This is a genomic window from Streptomyces sp. NPDC006430, assembly GCF_040612395.1.
Classification (GTDB): Bacteria; Actinomycetota; Actinomycetes; order Streptomycetales; family Streptomycetaceae; genus Streptomyces.
Genome location: NZ_JBEXQA010000002.1, coordinates 354340 through 373674 on the forward strand (window position 1 = coordinate 354340; position 19335 = coordinate 373674).

19 protein-coding genes are annotated in these 19335 nt (G+C 72.2%); 11 read left to right on the plus strand and 8 right to left on the minus strand.

Annotation, left to right across the window (positions count from 1 at the left end; genetic code table 11):
• Nucleotides 1-6 precede the first annotated feature (6 nt).
• The 3 genes from ABZZ20_RS04780 to ABZZ20_RS04790 all read left to right on the plus strand — a co-directional run bounded on the left by ABZZ20_RS04780 (nucleotide 7) and on the right by ABZZ20_RS04790 (nucleotide 2320).
• Nucleotides 7-648 (plus strand): DUF6758 family protein, encoded by a 642-nt coding sequence (locus tag ABZZ20_RS04780; RefSeq protein ID WP_356866723.1) that lies wholly within the window; start codon nucleotides 7-9, stop codon nucleotides 646-648.
• A 144-nt stretch (nucleotides 649-792) separates the two neighbouring features.
• The gene (locus ABZZ20_RS04785; RefSeq protein ID WP_356866725.1) at nucleotides 793-1659 is read left to right on the plus strand and encodes a PHP domain-containing protein; all 867 of its coding nucleotides are present in this window, start codon (nucleotides 793-795) and stop codon (nucleotides 1657-1659) included.
• Between the two features lie 55 nt (nucleotides 1660-1714).
• Nucleotides 1715-2320 carry a MarC family protein gene (locus ABZZ20_RS04790; RefSeq protein ID WP_356866727.1) on the plus strand — a complete coding sequence of 202 codons (606 nt, stop codon included), beginning with the start codon at nucleotides 1715-1717 and terminating at the stop codon, nucleotides 2318-2320.
• 72 nt (nucleotides 2321-2392) lie between these two features.
• On the opposite strand, the gene ABZZ20_RS04795 is transcribed toward ABZZ20_RS04790, so the two are convergent.
• The 3 genes from ABZZ20_RS04795 to ABZZ20_RS04805 all read right to left on the minus strand — a co-directional run bounded on the left by ABZZ20_RS04795 (nucleotide 2393) and on the right by ABZZ20_RS04805 (nucleotide 5678).
• Nucleotides 2393-2545: a hypothetical protein gene (locus ABZZ20_RS04795; RefSeq protein ID WP_356866729.1), complete on the minus strand. Its 153-nt coding sequence runs from the start codon at nucleotides 2543-2545 to the stop codon at nucleotides 2393-2395.
• 96 nt (nucleotides 2546-2641) lie between these two features.
• On the minus strand, nucleotides 2642-3499 hold the full coding sequence (locus ABZZ20_RS04800; protein WP_356866731.1) for an alpha/beta hydrolase: 858 nt from the start codon (nucleotides 3497-3499) through the stop codon (nucleotides 2642-2644).
• Nucleotides 3500-3650: 151 nt separating this feature from the next.
• Nucleotides 3651-5678, minus strand: coding sequence for a DEAD/DEAH box helicase (locus ABZZ20_RS04805; RefSeq protein ID WP_356866733.1), 2028 nt, complete (start codon nucleotides 5676-5678; stop codon nucleotides 3651-3653).
• Nucleotides 5679-6170: 492 nt separating this feature from the next.
• On the opposite strand from ABZZ20_RS04805, the gene ABZZ20_RS04810 reads away from it, so the two are divergent.
• The gene (locus ABZZ20_RS04810) at nucleotides 6171-6929 is read left to right on the plus strand and encodes a ferritin-like fold-containing protein (RefSeq protein WP_356866735.1); all 759 of its coding nucleotides are present in this window, start codon (nucleotides 6171-6173) and stop codon (nucleotides 6927-6929) included.
• Nucleotides 6930-7043: 114 nt separating this feature from the next.
• Here the strand turns inward: ABZZ20_RS04810 and ABZZ20_RS04815 are convergent, their stop codons facing one another.
• The 4 genes from ABZZ20_RS04815 to ABZZ20_RS04830 all read right to left on the minus strand — a co-directional run bounded on the left by ABZZ20_RS04815 (nucleotide 7044) and on the right by ABZZ20_RS04830 (nucleotide 8905).
• Nucleotides 7044-7346: a hypothetical protein gene (locus ABZZ20_RS04815; protein ID WP_356866737.1), complete on the minus strand. Its 303-nt coding sequence runs from the start codon at nucleotides 7344-7346 to the stop codon at nucleotides 7044-7046.
• 129 nt (nucleotides 7347-7475) lie between these two features.
• Nucleotides 7476-7703 carry a DUF3107 domain-containing protein gene (locus tag ABZZ20_RS04820; RefSeq protein ID WP_356866739.1) on the minus strand — a complete coding sequence of 76 codons (228 nt, stop codon included), beginning with the start codon at nucleotides 7701-7703 and terminating at the stop codon, nucleotides 7476-7478.
• A 152-nt stretch (nucleotides 7704-7855) separates the two neighbouring features.
• A complete protein-coding gene (locus ABZZ20_RS04825; RefSeq protein WP_356866740.1) occupies nucleotides 7856-8521 on the minus strand; it encodes a TetR/AcrR family transcriptional regulator in 666 nt (221 codons plus the stop codon).
• Nucleotides 8522-8689: 168 nt separating this feature from the next.
• Nucleotides 8690-8905 carry a hypothetical protein gene (locus ABZZ20_RS04830; protein WP_356866742.1) on the minus strand — a complete coding sequence of 72 codons (216 nt, stop codon included), beginning with the start codon at nucleotides 8903-8905 and terminating at the stop codon, nucleotides 8690-8692.
• Nucleotides 8906-9050: 145 nt separating this feature from the next.
• Here ABZZ20_RS04830 and ABZZ20_RS04835 point away from each other — a divergent pair, with 145 nt between their 5' ends.
• The 7 genes from ABZZ20_RS04835 to moeZ all read left to right on the plus strand — a co-directional run bounded on the left by ABZZ20_RS04835 (nucleotide 9051) and on the right by moeZ (nucleotide 17529).
• Nucleotides 9051-10031: an alpha/beta hydrolase gene (locus ABZZ20_RS04835; RefSeq protein WP_356866744.1), complete on the plus strand. Its 981-nt coding sequence runs from the start codon at nucleotides 9051-9053 to the stop codon at nucleotides 10029-10031.
• Between the two features lie 5 nt (nucleotides 10032-10036).
• Nucleotides 10037-11560 (plus strand): DUF3152 domain-containing protein, encoded by a 1524-nt coding sequence (locus ABZZ20_RS04840; RefSeq protein WP_356866746.1) that lies wholly within the window; start codon nucleotides 10037-10039, stop codon nucleotides 11558-11560.
• Between the two features lie 246 nt (nucleotides 11561-11806).
• Nucleotides 11807-13468: a GT4 family glycosyltransferase PelF gene (gene pelF / locus ABZZ20_RS04845; RefSeq protein ID WP_356866748.1), complete on the plus strand. Its 1662-nt coding sequence runs from the start codon at nucleotides 11807-11809 to the stop codon at nucleotides 13466-13468.
• Nucleotides 13465-14367 (plus strand): hypothetical protein, encoded by a 903-nt coding sequence (locus ABZZ20_RS04850; RefSeq protein WP_356866750.1) that lies wholly within the window; start codon nucleotides 13465-13467, stop codon nucleotides 14365-14367. The genes pelF and ABZZ20_RS04850 overlap by 4 nt, the downstream gene beginning before the upstream one ends.
• Before the next feature lie 145 nt (nucleotides 14368-14512).
• Entirely contained in the window at nucleotides 14513-15535 is a 1023-nt protein-coding gene (locus tag ABZZ20_RS04855; RefSeq protein WP_356866752.1) for an NAD-dependent epimerase/dehydratase, read from the plus strand.
• On the plus strand, nucleotides 15523-16272 hold the full coding sequence (locus ABZZ20_RS04860) for a spherulation-specific family 4 protein (protein WP_356866754.1): 750 nt from the start codon (nucleotides 15523-15525) through the stop codon (nucleotides 16270-16272). Before ABZZ20_RS04855 ends, ABZZ20_RS04860 begins: the two co-directional genes overlap by 13 nt.
• A 78-nt stretch (nucleotides 16273-16350) precedes the next feature.
• Nucleotides 16351-17529: an adenylyltransferase/sulfurtransferase MoeZ gene (gene moeZ / locus ABZZ20_RS04865; protein ID WP_356866755.1), complete on the plus strand. Its 1179-nt coding sequence runs from the start codon at nucleotides 16351-16353 to the stop codon at nucleotides 17527-17529.
• An 82-nt stretch (nucleotides 17530-17611) separates the two neighbouring features.
• Here moeZ and ABZZ20_RS04870 read toward each other — a convergent pair whose 3' ends face one another.
• Nucleotides 17612-19207: an alpha/beta hydrolase gene (locus ABZZ20_RS04870; RefSeq protein WP_356866757.1), complete on the minus strand. Its 1596-nt coding sequence runs from the start codon at nucleotides 19205-19207 to the stop codon at nucleotides 17612-17614.
• Nucleotides 19208-19335 lie beyond the last annotated feature (128 nt).

Genomic DNA, 19335 nt, shown 5'->3' on the forward strand with positions numbered 1-19335 from the left:
CATCTTATGAGGGGCGAACCAAGTTGCCCGAAGTGCGGTGGCCGGGTCAGGGCGCCCGGGCTCTTCTCCGACTCGTGGCAGTGCGCCGTGCACGGCACGGTGCACCCCTTGCAGCCAGTGATCCCACCCAGCGTCGAGGGCCTGGGCGTGGTGGTGAACCGGGCCAAGGTGCCGGTGTGGATGCCCTGGCCGCTGCCGGTGGGGTGGCTGTTCACCGGAGTGGCGGCGGCCGGTGACGACCGCAGCGGCGGCCGTGCGACCGCGGTGGCCTGTTCGGGCCCCGGACCCCTCGGCGGGATCGGGGAGCTACTGCTCGTCGCGGAGGAACTGGGCGTCGGCCTCGGCGCGCGGTACGCCGGGATGGACGGGCCCGACCCCGGTGCGCACATCGACGTCTCGTCCCCGCCCCACGCCAAGGTCGTCGCGGCGGGCCGCCCGACACCGCTGTGGCACGTCAACGGAGCACCGGACGACCGGGCCGTGTTCGCCGGCGAGGCGCGCGGACTGTGGCTGTGGGCCATCGTCTGGCCGGAGCAGTCGGGACTGCTGATGTACGACGAACTCGTGTTGACGGACCTGCGGGACGCCGGCGCCGAGGTCGAGCTCCTCCCGTGCGGTGCCCTGAGCCCCCGCGTCCTGGGCCTCTAGTGCCGTGCCGGGCGTCGCGGGCCGGTGAACCCCTCCGGTCGTCACGGCAGGAGACCCCGGCGGCGGGTGGACGTGCCGTCCGGGGGACGGGCGGACGGTATCCTGGGGTGTCCCCCCGTACCCGCGAACCCTGGAGCCCCGGCCGTGCGCATCGACCTGCACGCCCACTCCACGGCGTCCGACGGGACCGACACCCCCGCCGAGCTGGTCCGCAATGCGGCCGCCGCGGGGCTCGACGTGGTTGCGCTGACCGACCACGACACCGTCCGGGGATACGCCGAAGCCATCGCCGCGGTGCCGCAGGGGCTGACCCTGGTCACCGGTATGGAGCTGTCCTGCCGCCTCGACGGCATCGGGATGCACATGCTCGCGTACCTCTTCGACCCCGAGGAGCCCGACCTCGCGCGGGAGCGGGAACTCGTCCGCGACGACCGCACCCCCCGCGCCCACGCCATGATCGAGAAGCTCCGTGCGCTCGGCGTCGGCATCACCTGGGAGCGGGTGGCCCGGATCGCCGGCGGGGGCTCCGTCGGGCGGCCGCACCTCGCCACCGCGCTCGTCGAGCTGGGCGTCGTGCCCACCGTGTCGGACGCGTTCACGCCCGAGTGGCTGGCCGACGGCGGTCGCGCGTACGCGGAGAAGCACGAGCTCGACCCCTTCGACGCGATCCGCCTGGTCAAGGCGGCCGGTGGGGTCACCGTCTTCGCGCACCCCGGCGCCGCCAAGCGCGGCCGGTGCGTGCCCGAGACGGCGATCGCCGAGCTCGCGGCCGCAGGCCTGGACGGCATCGAGGTCGACCACATGGACCACGACGCCGAGACGCGCGGGCGGCTGCGCGCACTGGCCGGCGAGCTCGGTCTGCTGACGACCGGATCGAGCGACTACCACGGCAGCCGCAAGACCTGCCGCCTCGGCGAGTACACGACCGACCCCGAGATCTACGGCGAGATCACGCGCCGCGCGACGGGGGCCTTCCCCGTGCCCGGCGCCGGCGGAGCCAGCGGCGCGTAGCCGCCCCGCCCCCCTTCTTCCTTCGTCACACCCCTCTCTCCTGCAAGGCATCACTGTGTTTGACTTCGCCGTCTTCGGATCCCTATTTCTCACGCTTTTTGTGATTATGGACCCTCCGGGGATCACGCCGATCTTCCTCGCCCTGACCTCCGGTCGACCTGCCAAGGTGCAGCGCCGCATGGCCTGGCAGGCCGTCTGCGTGGCCTTCGGCGTCATCGCTGTCTTCGGTATCTGCGGCCAGCAGATCCTGGACTACCTGCACGTCTCCGTCCCGGCACTGATGATCGCCGGTGGTCTGCTGCTCCTGCTCATCGCGCTCGACCTGCTCACGGGCAAGACCGACGAGCCCAAGCAGACCAAGGACGTGAACGTCGCCCTCGTGCCCCTCGGCATGCCGCTGCTCGCCGGGCCCGGCGCGATCGTGTCCGTCATCCTGGCCGTGCAGAAGGCCGACGGGCTCAGCGGCCAGCTCTCGGTCTGGTCCGCGATCATCGTGATGCACGTGGTGCTGTGGATCACCATGCGCTACTCGCTCGTGATCATTCGGGTCATCAAGGACGGTGGCGTCGTCCTCGTGACGCGTCTCGCCGGCATGATGCTCTCCGCGATCGCCGTCCAGCAGATCATCAACGGCGTGCTCCAGGTCGTGCACGGCTCCTGACCGGCCGTAGGTGCGCGAACGCCCCCGTACCGGATCGGTACGGGGGCGTTCGCGCAACTCGGTGCAGAAGTGTCAGGAGGACGCACTCTCGGCCGGTCGGATCAGAATGCGCTGGCCTACGGAGGCCGCCTGCTGCACGATCCGGTTGACGGAGGCCGCGTCCACGACGGTGCTGTCCAGGGCGGACCCGTCGACATCGTCCAGGCGCAGAATCTCGAAGCGCATGGGGCTTCTCCCTTCGTCAGTGTTCTCCTTGCACTGTTCCAACGAAGTGTAAGAGTCGAACATTCCCTACGCTAAGGAAATTTTTTCACTGGCTAACTAATGGCGCTGCCGGGCGTCCCAGAACGTAGCCAGAGCACCAGCCGTGACCTGCGGATTCTCTGCATTGGGGGAGTGCTCGGTACCCGGCACCACCACCCGCTCCGCGCCCAGGCGATGTGTCATGTCGTCCATCAGCGGGACCGGCCACGCGTAGTCGACCTCGCCGGACAGCACCAGCTTGGGCAGGTCCACCGCATTCAGCTCGTCCACCCGGTCCGGCTCGGTGAGCAGGATCCGGCCCGTGGCGATCAACTGCTCGGGCACCGTGGCCAGCCACCGCTCGCGCAGGAACTCCGCCAGCTCGGGGGAGTCGGGCACGGCGTCCTCGGGGTCGTGCGCACGTATCGCCGTCCAGATCGCCGGCATGTCCTCGCGCATCGCCTCCAATGCCGCGACCAGCAGTTTCGTACGCTCCTGCTGCTCCTCGGAGATCGCGGCCGGCCCGCTGCTCATCAGCGTGAGCGAGGCGAAGGGCGCCGCGTCGCGCAGGACGGCGGCCCGCGCGATCAGCCCGCCCAGGGAGTGGCCGACCAGGTGGACCGGCCCCCCACCCAACGCGGCGACCTGGGCGAGGACGTCCTGCGCCAGCTCGTCCAGCCCGTACGCCGACTCCTCGCGCGGTCCGGGGCTCTCGTGCTGGCCACGGCCGTCGACCGCGACCACCCGGTAGCCGGCCGCGGCCAGCGGCTCCAGCAGGCCGATGAAGTCCTCCTTGCTGCCCGTGAAGCCGGGAACCAGCAGGGCGGTGCCGCGCACGGGCTCGCCGGCCTCGTGCACGGCGAAGGCGCCGCGGGCGGTGGACAGGCGGTACGTGCGGGCGTCGGACGGCAGCGTGAGGCGGGGCGGCTTGCTCATGGCCCGAGGTTACCGGCCCGTAGGGAGCTGTCCACCCTCCCCCGACCACCCCGGAGACCTCTCCCGGGCCCCAGGCGCGGCCCCCGGGTACGCCGATGGCCCCGGCCCCCTCGGAAGGGGAGCGGGGCCACCGGACGGTGGAGCGGGAGGGTCAGGCCTCCGGCGTCTGCACGGCGGCCTTGCGGGTCCGGGTGCGCTTCGGCTTGACCGGGGCCTCCTCGGCGGCCGGCGCGGCCGGAGCCTCGACGACGGCAGCCGCGGCCTTGCGGGTGCGGGTGCGCTTCGGCTTGACCGGAGCCTCCTCGGCGACCGCAGCGGACTCGACGACCGGGGCGGCTTCCGCGACCTTGCGGGGCCGGGTGGTGCGCCGCACCGTGGCGGGCTCGACCGGCGGGGCCACCTGGAAGTCCGGCTCCGGGGTCGCGTCCACGACCTTGCGGGTACGGGTCCGGCGGGGCTTGACCGGGGCCTCCTCGACCGGAGCCTCGAAGACCGGGGTCACCGCGGAGGCGAGCACGGACTTCTGGGTGGGCACGCGACGGGGCTTGACCGGTGCGGCGGGCGCAGCCGTCTGGGACTCCGGCTCCGCAGTGACCTGGGCCACCTCGGTGACCTGGGCCACCTCGACCACCTTGCGGGTCCGGGTCCGGCGGGCCCGGACGGGGGCCTGCTCGACGGCCGGAGTCACCGCAGTCACCTCAGCCACCGTGGACTCGGACACCGGTGCCGCCGCAGTCTCGGCCACCGCGGCGGCGGCCTCCGCCACCGTGGACACCGAACGGGTGCGTCGGCGGCGCGGCTTGCGCGACTCGTCGGCGCCCGGAGCCTCGGGAGCCTCCGCCACCGGGGTGGCCACTGCGGCCTCGGAGCCCACCTCGGCACCGCCGCGCGTACGGCGGCGCTGGCGCGGGGTGCGCGTACGGGCAGGACGCTCCTCGACCACCGCCGCGGCGGCCGGGCCGCGACCGCCACGGCCACCGCGGCCGCCGGTCTCGCCCAGGTCCTCAAGGTCCTCGGCCTTCAGGCCGGCCCGCGTGCGCTCGGCGCGCGGCAGGACGCCCTTGGTGCCGGCCGGGATGTTCATTTCCTCGAACAGGTGCGGGGACGTGGAGTACGTCTCGACCGGGTCGTGGAAGTCCAGCTCCAGCGCCTTGTTGATCAGCTGCCAGCGTGGGATGTCGTCCCAGTCGACCAGGGTGACGGCGATGCCCTTGTTACCCGCGCGGCCGGTGCGGCCCACGCGGTGCAGGAAGGTCTTCTCGTCCTCGGGCGTCTGGTAGTTGATGACGTGGGTCACGCCCTCGACATCGATGCCGCGCGCGGCGACGTCGGTGCACACCAGAACGTCGACCTTGCCGTTGCGGAACGCGCGCAGAGCCTGCTCGCGTGCACCCTGGCCCAGGTCGCCGTGGACGGCGCCGGACGCGAAGCCGCGCTTCTCCAGCTGCTCGGCGATGTCGGCCGCCGTGCGCTTGGTGCGGCAGAAGATCATGGCCAGCCCGCGGCCCTCGGCCTGCAGGATCCGGGAGACGAGCTCCGGCTTGTCCATGTTGTGCGCACGGAAGACGTGCTGCTTGATGTTGGCGACGGTCACGCCCTCGCCCTCCGGCGAGGTGGCGCGGATGTGCGTCGGCTGCGTCATGTACCGGCGGGCCAGGCCGATGACCGCGCCCGGCATCGTCGCCGAGAACAGCATGGTCTGACGCTTGGCCGGCAGGTAGTTGATGATCTTTTCGACGTCGGGCAGGAAGCCCAGGTCGAGCATTTCGTCGGCCTCGTCCAGGACGAGCGCCTTGACCTTCGACAGGTCGAGCTTGCGCTGACCGGCCAGGTCCAGGAGGCGGCCCGGCGTGCCGACGATCACGTCGACGCCCTTCTTGAGCGCCTCGACCTGGGGCTCGTACGCGCGACCGCCGTATATGGCGAGGACGCGGACGTTGCGGACCTTGCCCGCGGTCAGCAGGTCGTTGGTGACCTGGGTGCACAGCTCGCGCGTCGGGACGACGACGAGGGCCTGCGGGGAGTCGGTGAGCTGCTCGGGCGTGGCCCGGCCTGCCTCGACGTCCGCGGGAACGACGACCCGCTCCAGCAGCGGAAGGCCGAAACCGAGCGTCTTGCCGGTTCCGGTCTTGGCCTGGCCGATGACGTCCGTGCCGGAAAGGGCGACGGGGAGGGTCATCTCCTGGATCGGGAAGGGGGACACAATGCCGACGGCCTCAAGGGCTTCGGCCGTCTCGGGAAAGATCCCGAGGTCTCGGAACGTAGTCAGGGTGCTGCCTCTTCTGTGAGACGCGGCGCGAGGCGGCGAGGGGGGTCGTACCGTGCCTGGCTTGCAGTACTGCGCCCTCCCAAAGCTCGGGAGGGTCGTACGAAGCTGCGCGGGACCACTAGCCTTCGCTCAAGCGCTTGTGCCGCTGAGGGGGCCCCTCGTGGAGAGGCGGTACGCATGAACGTACGCATCAGCCGAGGGCGGTCGGGTGGAGCCGATCGGGCCACCGACCGGGCATCCTCATTCGGATGGCCCGCCGAGTATCCGGCAGGCGCATTACCACTGTACCCCGGAATCGCGCAGCTGTGTCGGGTGAATTCACCTGGTAGTCGCGTTTACACAGACCAGTAGTGACCGGATGCAGTGCCTTCGGGCGCCGTCCGGCGGGCTATTGTGCGGAGCATGTCGACCGTTGAAAACGCATCGCCCGCCGACGACAGCTCCGCCGCCGAGGCGACCGGGATCGCTGCCCAGGACTGGGCGACCGCCTCCGCCTCGCCGCAGTACCGGGCCGCCGTCGTGGACCTGCTGGGCGCACTCGCGTACGGAGAGCTCGCGGCCTTCGAGCGCCTCGCGGAGGACGCGAAGCTCGCGCCCACCCTCGACGACAAGGCCGAGCTCGCGAAGATGGCCTCCGCGGAGTTCCACCACTTCGAGCGGCTGCGCGACCGGCTGGCGGCGATCGACGCCGAGCCCACCGCCGCGATGGAGCCGTTCGCCAAGGGCGTCGACGACTTCCACCGTCAGACCGCTCCGTCGGACTGGCTGGAAGGCCTGGTCAAGGCGTACGTCGGCGACTCGATCGCCAGCGACTTCTACCGCGAGGTCGCCAGCCACCTGGACACCGACACCCGGGCGCTCGTCGTGAGCGTGCTGGACGACACCGGCCACGGCGGCTTCGCCGTCGAAAAGGTGCGGGCCGCCATCGAGGCCGATCCGCGCTGCGGCGGCCGGCTCGCGCTGTGGGCCCGCCGGCTGATGGGCGAGGCGCTCTCGCAGGCGCAGCGCGTGGTCGCCGAGCGCGACGCGCTCTCCACCATGCTGGTCGGCGGGGTGGACGGAATGGCGGCCGGCTTCGACCTGGCGGCCGTCGGCGAGATGTTCACGCGGATCACCAAGGCGCACACCAAGCGGATGGCGGCCCTGGGCCTCGCCGCGTAGCCCTGTACACCCTCGTACGTCCTGTACGTCCCGTACGTGCGCGTGCGTCGGCCCCGGCACGGAACCGTCCGCGCCGGGGCCGACGCACGTTTGCTGGAGGGCGGGCCGGCTCGATCAGCTCTGCGACGGAAGCGAAAACGGAGCCCGGTGGGATGAGCGCCGCGGTCCCGAGCCCGGGCGCAGCAGCAACGACAGCACCACCGCGGACACCAGCGTCGCGCCGACGAAGGTCGCGGGCAGCGTGTTGTGTCCCGGGCCGAGTGCGAACTGCGTGAGGTACGCCCCGAACAGCGCTCCCAACACCCCACTGACCAGTACGACCCTCGGGGACGGCAGCCGCTGCGCGAGCACCCGCACAGCCACTCCGGCAAGGGCGAGGCCCAGGAGAGCAGAGCCGAGCGCTTCCAACAGCAGCATGTGGGCCTCCCGCAGGTCAGGGGCAAACCGGTTCACTGCGGTCCTACCCGAAGCGGAAGAAAGGGAAACGGCCCGGTGGAATCAACCACCGGGCCGCCTCACCCAGTTCTCGCGCGCCGGTGCGACGCGTCAGAGCGCGCCGAAACCGACCTTGCGCAGGCTCGGCTCGCCCAGGTCGACGTACGACAGGCGGTCGGCCGGCACCAGGACCTTGCGGCCCTTGTTGTCGGTGAGGCTCAGCAGCGGCTCCGAACCGGTCAGCGCAGCGGTGACGATGCGCTCCAGCTCCTCGGCGCTCAAGTCGCTCTCCAGCACGATCTCCCGGGGTGCGTGCTGCACGCCGATCTTGACCTCCACGGCTTTGTCCCTCCGATGGTCGGTTGTGCGCGATCAGCCGCGCCGTACCCGGTCCACATTAGCCCGGAGAGGGGACGCGGATGAGGCGCTGTGGACATGCTCGCAGCGAACAGTGGCCGGTCGGACCGCCCGCGCCGGCAAGGCCGGGCCCGTCAGCCCTGCGCGGCCTGGCCCGCCGGTCCACCCTCGGTGCCGTGCAGCGGGAAGCCGGCGATGCCGCGCCAGGCCAGCGAGGTCAGCAGCCCCACCGCCGTGTCGCGGGCGACCGGGCTCTCGCTGGAGAGCCAGTAGCGCGCCACGACCTGCGAGACCCCGCCGAGGCCCACGGCCAGCAGCATCGACTCGTCCTTGGACAGGCCGGTGTCCTCGGCGATCACGTCGGAGATGGCCTCGGCGCACTGGAGCGAGACCCGGTCGACGCGCTCGCGCACCGCCGGTTCGTTGGTCAGGTCGGACTCGAAGACCAGCCGGAACGCGCCGCCCTCGTCCTCCACGTACGCGAAGTAGGCGTCCATGGTCGCGGCCACGCGCAGCTTGTTGTCCGTCGTCGACGCGAGCGCGGTGCGCACGGCGAGCAGCAGGGCCTCGCAGTGCTGGTCCAGCAGCGCCAGGTAGAGATCGAGCTTGCCGGGGAAGTGCTGGTAGAGCACGGGCTTGCTGACTCCGGCACGCTCGGCGATGTCGTCCATCGCCGCCGCGTGGTAACCCTGCGCGACGAAGACTTCCTGGGCCGCGCCCAGGAGTTGATTGCGTCGGGCTCGGCGCGGCAGTCGCGTGCCCCGGGGACGCGCTGCCTCCGTCTGCTCGATGGCTGTCACGCCGCCTCCCACTTTCTCTAAGAACACAGTGCGCTCTGCGCCGCGCCGCCATCGTACTTTTCGGTAACCGAATCTGTAGGGTCCAAGCCGAGTTTTCTCGCTCTACGGACCCGGTGACGCGCTGGTCAGCGGTGTTCGGCAGGGGTACTGGGCGGTAGCAGGCACAGGTCAGCGGTAGTCGTCCTCGTCCAGGGTCACCACCCGCGCCTGTTCGACGGCGTCCCCGTCCGCCGCCTCGTCACGGTCCACCCCGGTCACCCGGTCGTCGTCGTCCGGCACCAACTCAACCAGCTGTTCCGCCGCATCGGCCTCGGAGGCCTCGGCGTCGAGGGCTTCCCGCAACTGGTCCTGGAAGGTATCCGGCTCTGCGGGGTCGACGGTCATGTGACTCCCCTTCTTCCCTCACCCCTCGTGGGCCTGCCTCACCTATGAGCCTAGGAGGATCGCGGATGCCCCGCTACGCGGACCCCGTGCAGCTGTGATGTCGAACACAAGGTTCCGGACGTGATCGTCTCGTAACATTGCCCCCATGTCTTCGACCGAGCTGCCGGGTGTGCGAACCACGACCGGGCCGTCCTCCCAGGTGGGAGCCGTCCGCGTGGCCGAAGGGGAGCAGCTGCGCACCGCCGTGCTGCCCGGACTGGAACTCACCGTCCGCTCCCGCCCACCGTCGGGCCCCGGTCCGGCGCCCGCGCTGTTCGTCCACGGACTGGGCGGTTCGTCGACGAACTGGTCGGACCTCATGGTGCACCTGGAGGACGTCGTCGACGGCGAGGCGGTCGACCTGCCCGGCTTCGGCTGGTCCCCACCGCCCGCCGACCGGGACTACTCGGTCACGGCGATGGCCCGCGCGGTCATCCGTCACCTCGACGCCGCCGACCGCGGTCCCGTGCACCTGTTCGGGAACTCCCTCGGCGGCGCCGTCTCCACCCGCGTCGCGGCCGTCCGCCCCGACCTGGTGCGCACGCTCACGCTGGTCTCGCCCGCACTGCCGGAGCTGCGCGTGCAGAGGTCGGCCGTGCCGACCGCCCTGCTCGCCGTACCCGGGATGGCCGCCCTGTTCGGCCGGCTGACCCGCGGCCTGACCGCCGAGGAGCGCACCCGCGGGGTGACGGACCTCTGTTACGGAGACCCCTCGCGGGTGACGGCGGAGGGCTTCCGACACGCCGTCGAGGAGATGGAGCGGCGGATGGCCCTGCCGTACTTCTGGGAGGCCATGACCCGCTCCTCGCGCGGCATCGTCGACGCGTACACCCTCGGCGGGCAGCACGGTTTGTGGCGCCAGGCGCAGCGCGTGCTCGCCCCGACCCTTCTGGTCTACGGTGGCCGGGACCAACTGGTCTCGTACCGCATGGCACGGAAGGCCGGCGCGGCCTTCAGGGGTTCGCGGCTGCTGTGCCTGCCCGAGGCCGGGCACGTGGCGATGATGGAGTATCCCGAGGTGGTCGCGAACGCCTTCCGGGAGTTGCTGCACGACACCGACCGAGAAACCGAAGACGGCAGAGGCTGAGGACCGTGGGACGACATAGTCGCAAGGGCCCTGCCCCCGCACCCGCCCGCCCGGCGCCGGCGGCGGTGGAGCCCGCAGCACCGTTCCCGTACGGGGAGCAGCTCCCGTACGAGGAGCACCTTCCTCATGAGGGGCACGCCGGGTACTACGCGGAGCAGCTCCCGTACGAGGAGCACGCCGGGTACTACGAGGGGCAGCTCCCGTACGCGGAGCACCCTCCGTACCAGGACCACGTTCCTCACCCGGAGCAGCTTCCGCACCAGGAGCACCCCGCCTACGAGGGGCCGCCCGGGGGGCGCCGGCCAGAACCCCCCGCCGCCCACCAGGGGTACGCGTCTGCCCCCCGCCCCGAGCCCGACGCGCGGATCGGCGGCCACCCGCAGCAGCACGAGCCCGGTGGGGCGTGGGGTGCCGGTCCGGAGGCGGTGTACGGGGACTGGCGCGGTGTACCGCGCGCACGTCGGTCGACCGCGGCCGTCCTGGACACCGACACCCCGGCGGTCGGGTTCCCGCAGGTGACCTTCCCGGCGCCGCAGCAGCCCGCGGCTCCGTCGCCCGCACCCGACCCGTTCACCTCCACCGGCTCGCACCGCCGGGTGCCCGGACCCCGAGCGCCGATCACCCCGGCCGCCTCCGCCGCTCCCGTGGCGCCCGTCGCTCCCGTCGCGCCCGAGGTCCCCGACGAGGAGCCGGCCGCGCCCGGCCGCGGACGGAAGGCCCGCACGTACACCACCGTGGCCGCCGTCGCCGTCACCACCGCGATCGCCGTCGTCGTGGCCGTGCAGATGACCTCCGACGGCGACAAGGGGACCTTGCCCACCGCGCAGGCCGCGGGCGGTGCCACCAAGCGCGCCGATTCCGGCCAGTCCGCGGCCTCCCGCTCCGACGGGCGGGCGACCCCGCAGGCACCCGCCGCCGCGCCGGAGCTCTCGTACGAGCAGAAGATGGCCCAGCAGCTCCCCATCGACGAGAAGTTGAAGGGGCCGGGGACCTTCGACACCGTGCCCGGAGTCGCACCGGCGCCCGGCAAGGGCAAGGTGGTCCGCTACCGGGTCGATGTCGAGCAGGGGCTCGGCCTGGACCCGCAGCTGTTCGCCGAGGCCGTCCACCGCACCCTCAACGACGACCGCAGTTGGGGCCACGGCGGTACGAAGTCCTTCGAGCGGGTACCGGGCGGCGAAGCCGATTTCGTGATCACGCTGGCCAGCCCCGGAACCACCGGCGTGTGGTGTGCGAAGTCCGGCCTGGACACCACCGTCGACAACGTCAGCTGCGATTCGGCGTCCACGGAGCGCGTGATGATCAACGCCTTCCGCTGGGCGCAGGGCTCGCCGACCTTCGGTGCGGACCAGATGTTCGCGTACCGGCAGATGCTCATCAACCACGAGGTCGGGCACCGGCTCGGCCACGGGCACGTGAACTGCCAGACCCCGGGCGCGCTCGCCCCGATCATGCAGCAGCAGACGAAGTCCCTCGATATCGGCGGGATCCAGTGCAAGCCCAACCCGTGGGTGTTCCCCGGGAGTTGACGGGCAACGGCGGCGGCGCCCGGTGGGCGGCCCTGCCGCGCACGCGTCGCGGCAGTGTGCGAGGGCCGTAGGCCCTTTCTAGCGCGCTCGAACGCGAACCGTACGGGAAAGTTACGACTCTTCACCCCTTCCGGTGGCGCAACGGACAACCGTCCGTCGCGCCACCGGCATATCCGCTTGAGTTTCCCGCGGCGGGGTCACCGGACCGACGGCGACCGCCTGAACGGGAGATCGGGGGTGCCACTCGTGCGGATCGGACTGCTCACCGAAGGTGGTTATCCGTATGCGACGGGAGAGGCCAGGCTGTGGTGCGACCGGCTGGTGCGCGGTTTGCCCCAGCACGAGTTCGAGCTCTACGCGCTGAGCCGTAGCGCCGAGCAGGAGGAGCGCGGACGGGTCGTGCTGCCCGAGCACGTGACCCGTGTCTGGACCGCCCCGCTGTGGGCCCCCGCGGACGACGGGCGGACGTACTCCCGGCGCGAGCGCAGGCGGTTCGCCGACTGCTTCGGCGATCTGGTCCGCGGGATCTGCGCGGGCGAGTCCGGGCCCTTCGCCACCGGCCTGTACGGCCTGGCCGAACTCGCGAGGGAACAGGGCGGGTTGTACGCGGCCCTGCGCTCCGAGGCCGCGGTGCGTGCGGTCGAGTCCGCCTGCCGGGCCCCCGGCGCGCGCCGCCCCGTGCAGCGCGCCCAGGTGGCCGACCTGCTCGACTTCGTCGACGAACTGGAGCGACTGCTGCGGCCGTTGTCCCTCGACTGGTACGAGGACCTGCGCGAGGTCGACGTCTGTCACGCGGCAGCCGGCGGGATCGCTGCCCTCCCCGGCCTGCTGGCCAAACGCTTCTTCGGCGTCCCGCTGCTGGTCACCGAGTACGGGGTCCAGCTCCGGGCCCACTACCTGGAGCACGCCGCGGATGCTCCCCCCGGGACCGGCGGCCCGGGCGGCGCCCCCAGGCCGGCCGTCCGGGCCCTGCTCGCGGCCTTCCACATGCGGCTGGCCACCGAGATCTACGCACAGGCCGACCTGCTCACCCCCGGAAACGCGCACGCCCGGCGCTGGCAGGAGCGCTGCGGTGCCACCCGGGACCGGCTGCGGACCGTGTACCCCGGGATGGAGGCGGACCGATTCGCCACGGTCGGGGAGGACCCGGAGTGCGGGGACCCGGACACCCTGGTCTGGGTCGGCCGGATCGAGCCGGCCAAGGACCTGATCGCCTTGCTCCACGCCTTCGCCGAGGTCCGCAGGGCGGTACCGGACAGCAGGCTGCGGATCTTCGCGACGGCCGCGGTCCCCGACTACCTCGCCGACTGCCGCTCGCTCGCCGCGCAGCTCTTCCCCGACGAGGCCGCAGACGCGGTCACCGTAGGGGAGAACCCGGTCACCTTCGAGGAGATCGGTGGACCCGAGGCCCCCTCGTCGGCCGACGCCTACGGCTCCGGGCGGGTGGTCGTGCTGTCCTCGGTGATCGAGGGCTTCCCGATCAACCTCGCCGAGGCGATGTTCTGCGGCCGGGCCACCGTGTCCACCGACGTCGGCGCCGTGTGCGAGGTCATCGGCGGCACCGGCCTCGTCGTCCCGCCGCGCAATCCGCGGGCGCTGGCCGACGCCTGCCTGTCGCTTCTGCGGGACCCGGAGCGGGCCCTCCGACTCGGTGCCGCCGCCCGAGCCCGCGCGCAGGAGCTGTTCACCGTCGAGCAGAACGTGGCCGCGTTCCGGGAGATCTACCTCCGGCTGCTCGCCGGCGGATCGACCCGCCCCGAGGGCGGCGTCCCCTTTGAGCAGCCCCCGGAGGCGCGGGTCCCGGGCCACTGGACCAGCCCCACCTGGGCGTCCCCGACCACCGCCCCGACGGTCCCGAGCCCGACCGGGTTCCCGACCACGACCACGACCACGGAGGCGACGGTATGACCCTGGACGAAGCCGTCCCTGTCGCCCCGCTCTCGCCCCCCCGCCGCAGGGCCGCCGGGGATCCCGTCAAGACCCTGCTGCACCGCCACCGGGCGCTGTGCGAGCGGGCCGTGGACCCGCTGGACATCGCCGCAGGGCTGGAGGCGCAGGGCATCACCGACCGGACCGCCGCGCGCTTCCGGCACCGGGACGTCTTCTCGCTCGCCGAGGAGCTGTACGCCCGGACCCCGCGCGGGGACGAACCGGCCGCCCAGGCCACCGACCGCCCGTACGACGCCCGGGCTTTACGCGGCTACGGGTACTCCCTGCTCCCCGGGGCCCTCGCTCTCGGTGCGGCAGCCGCGGGGATGCCGCACGCCGGACCCCTCACCGTGCTCGTCACCGTCGCCGCGCTGGTCTGGCCCGCCAGGCCCGGTCGGGTCGCCGGGGGCCGCTTCCCCGCCGCCGTACACCTGCTCGCCGCAGCCGTCGTCGGCTGGACGGTGCACCGCCACGGCACCGACCTCGGGGTCGGCCTCGCACTCGCCGTGGCGCCCGGCCACCTGCTCGGCGCCGTGTTCGCCGCCCGTGCCCGGCGCCGGCTCGCCGGGAGCCGCGCCCTGGAGGACTTCGCCGACGGGGCCCGGCCGCTGCTCGCCGGGGCCGTCCTGGCCTTCACCGCGACCGCCGCGGGCGCCGCGGCGCTCGCCGGAACCCCGCTCGCGGTCGCCGTACCGCTCGCCGCGCTGCTCTTCCTCACCCGGCTGCTACTCGCCCACGGCGCTTCGCGCGGGCCGATCGCCGCAGCCCTGGCCCTGGCCCTGGTCCCGACCCCGATGGCGGTGCCCGCTGCTGCGGTATGGCTCCTCGTACACGCCGTCCTCGTGCTGTCCCGCGCGTCCGCGCACGCACGGTCCTGAACCGGCGCCCTGCGGAGCCGACGCCGAAGCGTCGTACCCCCTGACCCCCCGACCCCCGCTCCCCGACCCCCGACCCCCGACCACCTGCCCATCGACCAAGGAGACACAGGATGACCGGCCAGCCAACCAACCGAGGGGCCGCGCGATGAGGGTGCTGCTGATCGGAGCCAACGGATACCTCGGGCGCTACGTCGCCGACCGGCTGCTCGCCGACCCCGCGGTCCAGCTCACCGCGCTCGGCCGCGGCGACGACGCGGACGTCCGCTTCGACCTCGCCACCGGCAGCCCCGGCGCCCTCACCCGGTTCCTTGACGCCGTCCACCCGGGCGTCGTCATCAACTGTGCCGGCGCCACCCGCGGCGGGGCCCGGGAGCTGACCCGGCACAACACCGTCGCCGTGGCCACCATCTGCGAGTCCCTGCGCCGCAGCGGCTGCGGGGCCCGCCTCGTCCAGCTCGGCTGCTCCGCCGAGTACGGGCCCAGCCAGCCCGGATCGTCCACGGCCGAGGACGCCGTGCCCAGACCGGGAGGCCCGTACGGCGTCAGCAAGCTCGCAGCGACCGAGTTGGTGCTCGGGTCGGGGCTGGACGCCGTCGTCCTGCGGATCTTCTCGCCCGTCGGGCCCGGCACCCCCGCCGGCTCCCCGCTCGGCCGGCTCGCGGAGGCCATGCGGCGCGCGATGCAGTCCGGGGACGGGGAGCTCAAGCTCAGCGGGCTCGGCGTCCAGCGCGACTTCGTGGACGTACGGGACGTGGCGCGGGCGGTGCACGCCGCCTCGCTCTCCGCAGCCCAGGGCGTCGTCAACATCGGCACCGGCCGCGCGGTCCGGCTGCGCGACGCGGCGGTGATGCTCGCCCGGGTCGCCGGGTACGGAGGAGCCCTGCACGAGCTGGACGTACCGCAGCAGGGCCACGGGCCGGCGCACGGGCACGGACTCGGGCACCCGGGCCGTCCTCAGGCGCTCGCCGCCATCGGCTCCCCGCGCTCCGAGGCGACGCCCGAGCAGCTCGCCGGCGCCGTGCTGCCCCCGTACCCCTACCCCGACGGCTGCGGCGCCTGGCAGCAGGCCGATGTGCGCACCGCCCGGGACCGGCTCGGCTGGCGGCCCCGGATCAATCTGGAGGAGTCCCTCGCGGACATCTGGATGGAGGCGGCGTGCCGCATCTGACGACGGCTGCCGCGTCGGCCGCCGCGACCGAGGCCGGCAGCCTCGGCCTCGGCGTCCCCGGCTACGCCCACCCGCTGCTCGCCCCGGTCGAATGGGCCGAGCTGACCCGCCCCGGCACCCCGTTGCACTGGACCGTGCTGAACGTCACGGACGGGCCGGGCGGCCGGCCCGACCCGCACTGCACCGAGGCCGCGGCCAAGCTCCGGGAGGCCGGCGGCACCGTACTCGGCCATCTCTCGATGCGGAACGGATCGCGGTCCTTCGGGGAACTGGTCTCCGACGCCCACCGCTTCCTCGACTGGTACCGGGTGGGCGGCTTCTACCTGGCCGGGGCGCCGGCGGACAAGGACGAACTGGCCGCGGTGTGTCGGGTCGCCGACGCCCTGCGCGGTCTCGGTGACGGCGTCCGCATCGTGCTGGGACACGGCACGCACCCGTACGAGGGCTATGCGGAGGCCGCCGACCAACTGGTCACCTTCTCCGGGGCCTGGGCCGACTACCGCTGGTCGCAGGTGGCGGAGTGGACCGCCGAGTACGCTCCGGAGCGCTTCTGCCACCTGGTCCACGGGGTGCCGCGCACGCACCTGGGCGAGGCCGTCCGGATCGCCCGCTGGCAGGGTGCCGGCACCATCTGGTTCACCGACCGGCGGGGTGCGGGAGACCAGGACCCGTGGGCTTCGATGCCCGCGTACTGGGATGAAATCGTCTCGCGGATCGGGACGCGTGTCTCGGAATGAAGTGGGGCGTGGCAGTGTTACTGAACAGAACAACCCTTTGATGCTCCCCGCACCCGCGGGGATGACCCTGGAGTCCCCGTGTCGCTGCCACCCCTGGTTGAGCCGGCTGCCGAGCTCACCGTTGACGAGGTCCGTCGGTACTCCCGCCACCTGATCATCCCGGATGTGGGGATGGACGGGCAGAAGCGCCTGAAGAACGCCAAGGTGCTCGCGGTGGGTGCCGGCGGCCTCGGCTCGCCCGCTCTCATGTACCTGGCCGCGGCCGGCGTCGGCACGCTGGGCATCGTGGAGTTCGACGAGGTCGACGAGTCGAACCTGCAGCGCCAGATCATCCACAGCCAGGCGGACATCGGCCGTTCCAAGGCCGAGTCCGCGCGGGACAGCGTGCTGGGCATCAACCCGTACGTCAACGTGGTCCTTCACGAAGAGCGGCTAGAGGCCGACAACGTGATGGAGATCTTCAGCCAGTACGACCTCATCGTCGACGGCACGGACAACTTCGCCACGCGCTACCTGGTCAACGACGCCTGCGTGCTGCTGAACAAGCCGTACGTATGGGGCTCGATCTACCGCTTCGACGGCCAGGCCTCGGTGTTCTGGTCCGAGCACGGCCCCTGCTACCGCTGCCTGTACCCGGAGCCCCCGCCGCCGGGCATGGTCCCGAGCTGCGCCGAGGGCGGCGTGCTGGGCGTGCTCTGCGCGTCCATCGGGTCCATCCAGGTCACCGAGGCCATCAAGGTCCTCACGGGCGTGGGCGAGCCGCTGGTCGGCCGCCTGATGATCTACGACGCCCTGGAGATGCAGTACCGCCAGGTCAAGGTCCGCAAGGACCCCGACTGCGCGGTCTGCGGTCCGAACGCGACCGTCACCGAGCTCATCGACTACGAGGCCTTCTGCGGCGTCGTGTCGGAGGAGGCCCAGGAGGCGGCCGCCGGCTCGACGATCACTCCCAAGCAGCTCAAGGAGTGGATCGACGAGGGCGAACCGATCGAGATCATCGACGTCCGCGAGAAGAACGAGTACGAGATCGTCTCGATCCCCGGCGCGAAGCTGATCCCCAAGGGCGAGTTCCTGATGGGCTCCGCCCTCCAGGACCTCCCGCAGAACAAGCGCATCGTCTTGCATTGCAAGACGGGTGTCCGCAGTGCGGAAGTCCTCGCGGTCCTGAAGTCCGCGGGCTTCGCGGACGCGGTCCACGTCGGCGGCGGCGTGATCGGCTGGGTCCACCAGATCGAGCCCAGCAAGCCGGTCTACTAATCACACGTCCCGGAGGGGCCGTTCCGCAGGTGCGCGGAACGGCCCCTCCGGGTTTTTGCGTCTCCGCGTTCTCCGCGTTCCCTCAGGCCCCCTGGGGCGCTTCGGGTAGCACCGGGGTGGCGCTGGGCTTCTGCGTCGGGGTGCAGACGGTGTCGGCGGCGGGCACCTTCCCGTCCAGCAGGTACGCGTTCACCGCCTGCTGCACGCACGCATCGCCGCTGTTGTACGCGCCGTGCCCCTCGCCCTTGTACGTGAGCTCCACGCCGACTCCGGGGCCGAGCCGCTCGACCATCTTGCGGGCGCCCTCGTACGGGGTGGCCGGGTCACCGGTGTTGCCGATCACCAGGATCGGCGCCGAGCCGGGGGCGGAGACGTCCGGGGTCTCCCAGGCGCCGGGGACCGGCCAGTCGGTGCAGCTCATCAGGGCCCAGCCGAGGAAGTCCCCGAAGACGGCGGAGGCCGACCGGAACGCCGGAAGCTTCGCCTTCGTTTCGGCCAGCGTGAACCGGTCCTTGGAGTCGGCGCAGTTGATCGCCGTGTTGGCGGCGCCGATGTTGCTGTAGCGGCCCTGCTGGTCTCGACCGTTGAGCGAGTCGGACAGCGCCATCAGCAACTGCCCCTGGCCGCCCTGGGCCTCGTCCACGCCCTGCTCCAGCAGTGGCCACAACTCCTTGGAGTACAGGGCCTGGGCGATGCCGTTGGTCGCGGCGGAGTCGGTCAGCATGCGGCCGCCGATGCCGGGGATGGGCTTCTTGGCCAGGTCCTTCTGCAATTGGATGATGTTCGCCTCGACCTCCTTGGCGGTGCTGCCCTGGAGCCGGCACTCGTCGCCCCGGTTCACGCAGTCCTGCGCGAAGTTGCCGAGGGCCAACTGGAAGCCCTTGGCCTGACCGAGGGCGCCCTCCTCGGAGGTCTTGGTCGGGTCGACCACGGCGTCGAAGACGGCCCGGCCGACGTTCTTCGGGAAGAGGTGGGCGTAGACCCCGCCCAGCTCGGTGCCGTAGGAGATGCCGAAGTAGTGCAACTTGTCGGTGCCGAGGGCCTGGCGGATCCGGTCGAGGTCGCGGGCGGCGTTCTCCGTCCCGACGTACGGCAGTACCTCCCCGGAATTGGTCGTGCAGGCCTGCTGGTACTTCTTGATGCTGTCGACGAAGGCCTTCTCCTCCTGCGGGGTGTCGGGCGAGGAGTCCTGCGCGTAGTAGGCGTCGAGCTGCTTGTCGTCCTCGCACCGGACGGGGGCGCTGCGGCCGACCCCGCGGGGGTCGAAGCTGACGAGGTCGTAGCGGGAGCGCAGGGCCTCGTACTCCTTGGCGGCGCCGGGCAGCGTACTGATCCCGGACCCGCCGGGCCCGCCGAAGTTGAAGACGAGCGACCCGATCCGCTTGTCCTTGTCCCGGGCCCTGGCCCGGATCAGCGCGAGCGGAATGGTCTCCCCCTCGGGTTTGGCGTAGTCGAGGGGCACGTAGAGGGTGGCGCACTCCCAGTCCTTCGGCGGCGCCTGCCCGCCGCCCTGCGCGACGGTGGGGGCCTCGCACGCCCCCCACTTGAGCGGCGCGGCCCCCTTGGTCCCACCGGCCTTCGGCGTCCTGTCCGGTCCGCTGTCGGAACAGCCGCCGGTGCTCGCCGTCACGACGGCGACGGCGACGGCGGCGACGGCGCGCAGAACGTTTCTCGACATGCCCCCATCCTGCGTGGCCCGCCCCGACCCCGCCGCCGCACTGGTCCAATCGGGTAGGCCGCTCCGAACGCGACGGCGCGCGCAATGGCCGCCCCGCCTACGTCCCCTGGAGCTGTGACCGGAAGGGT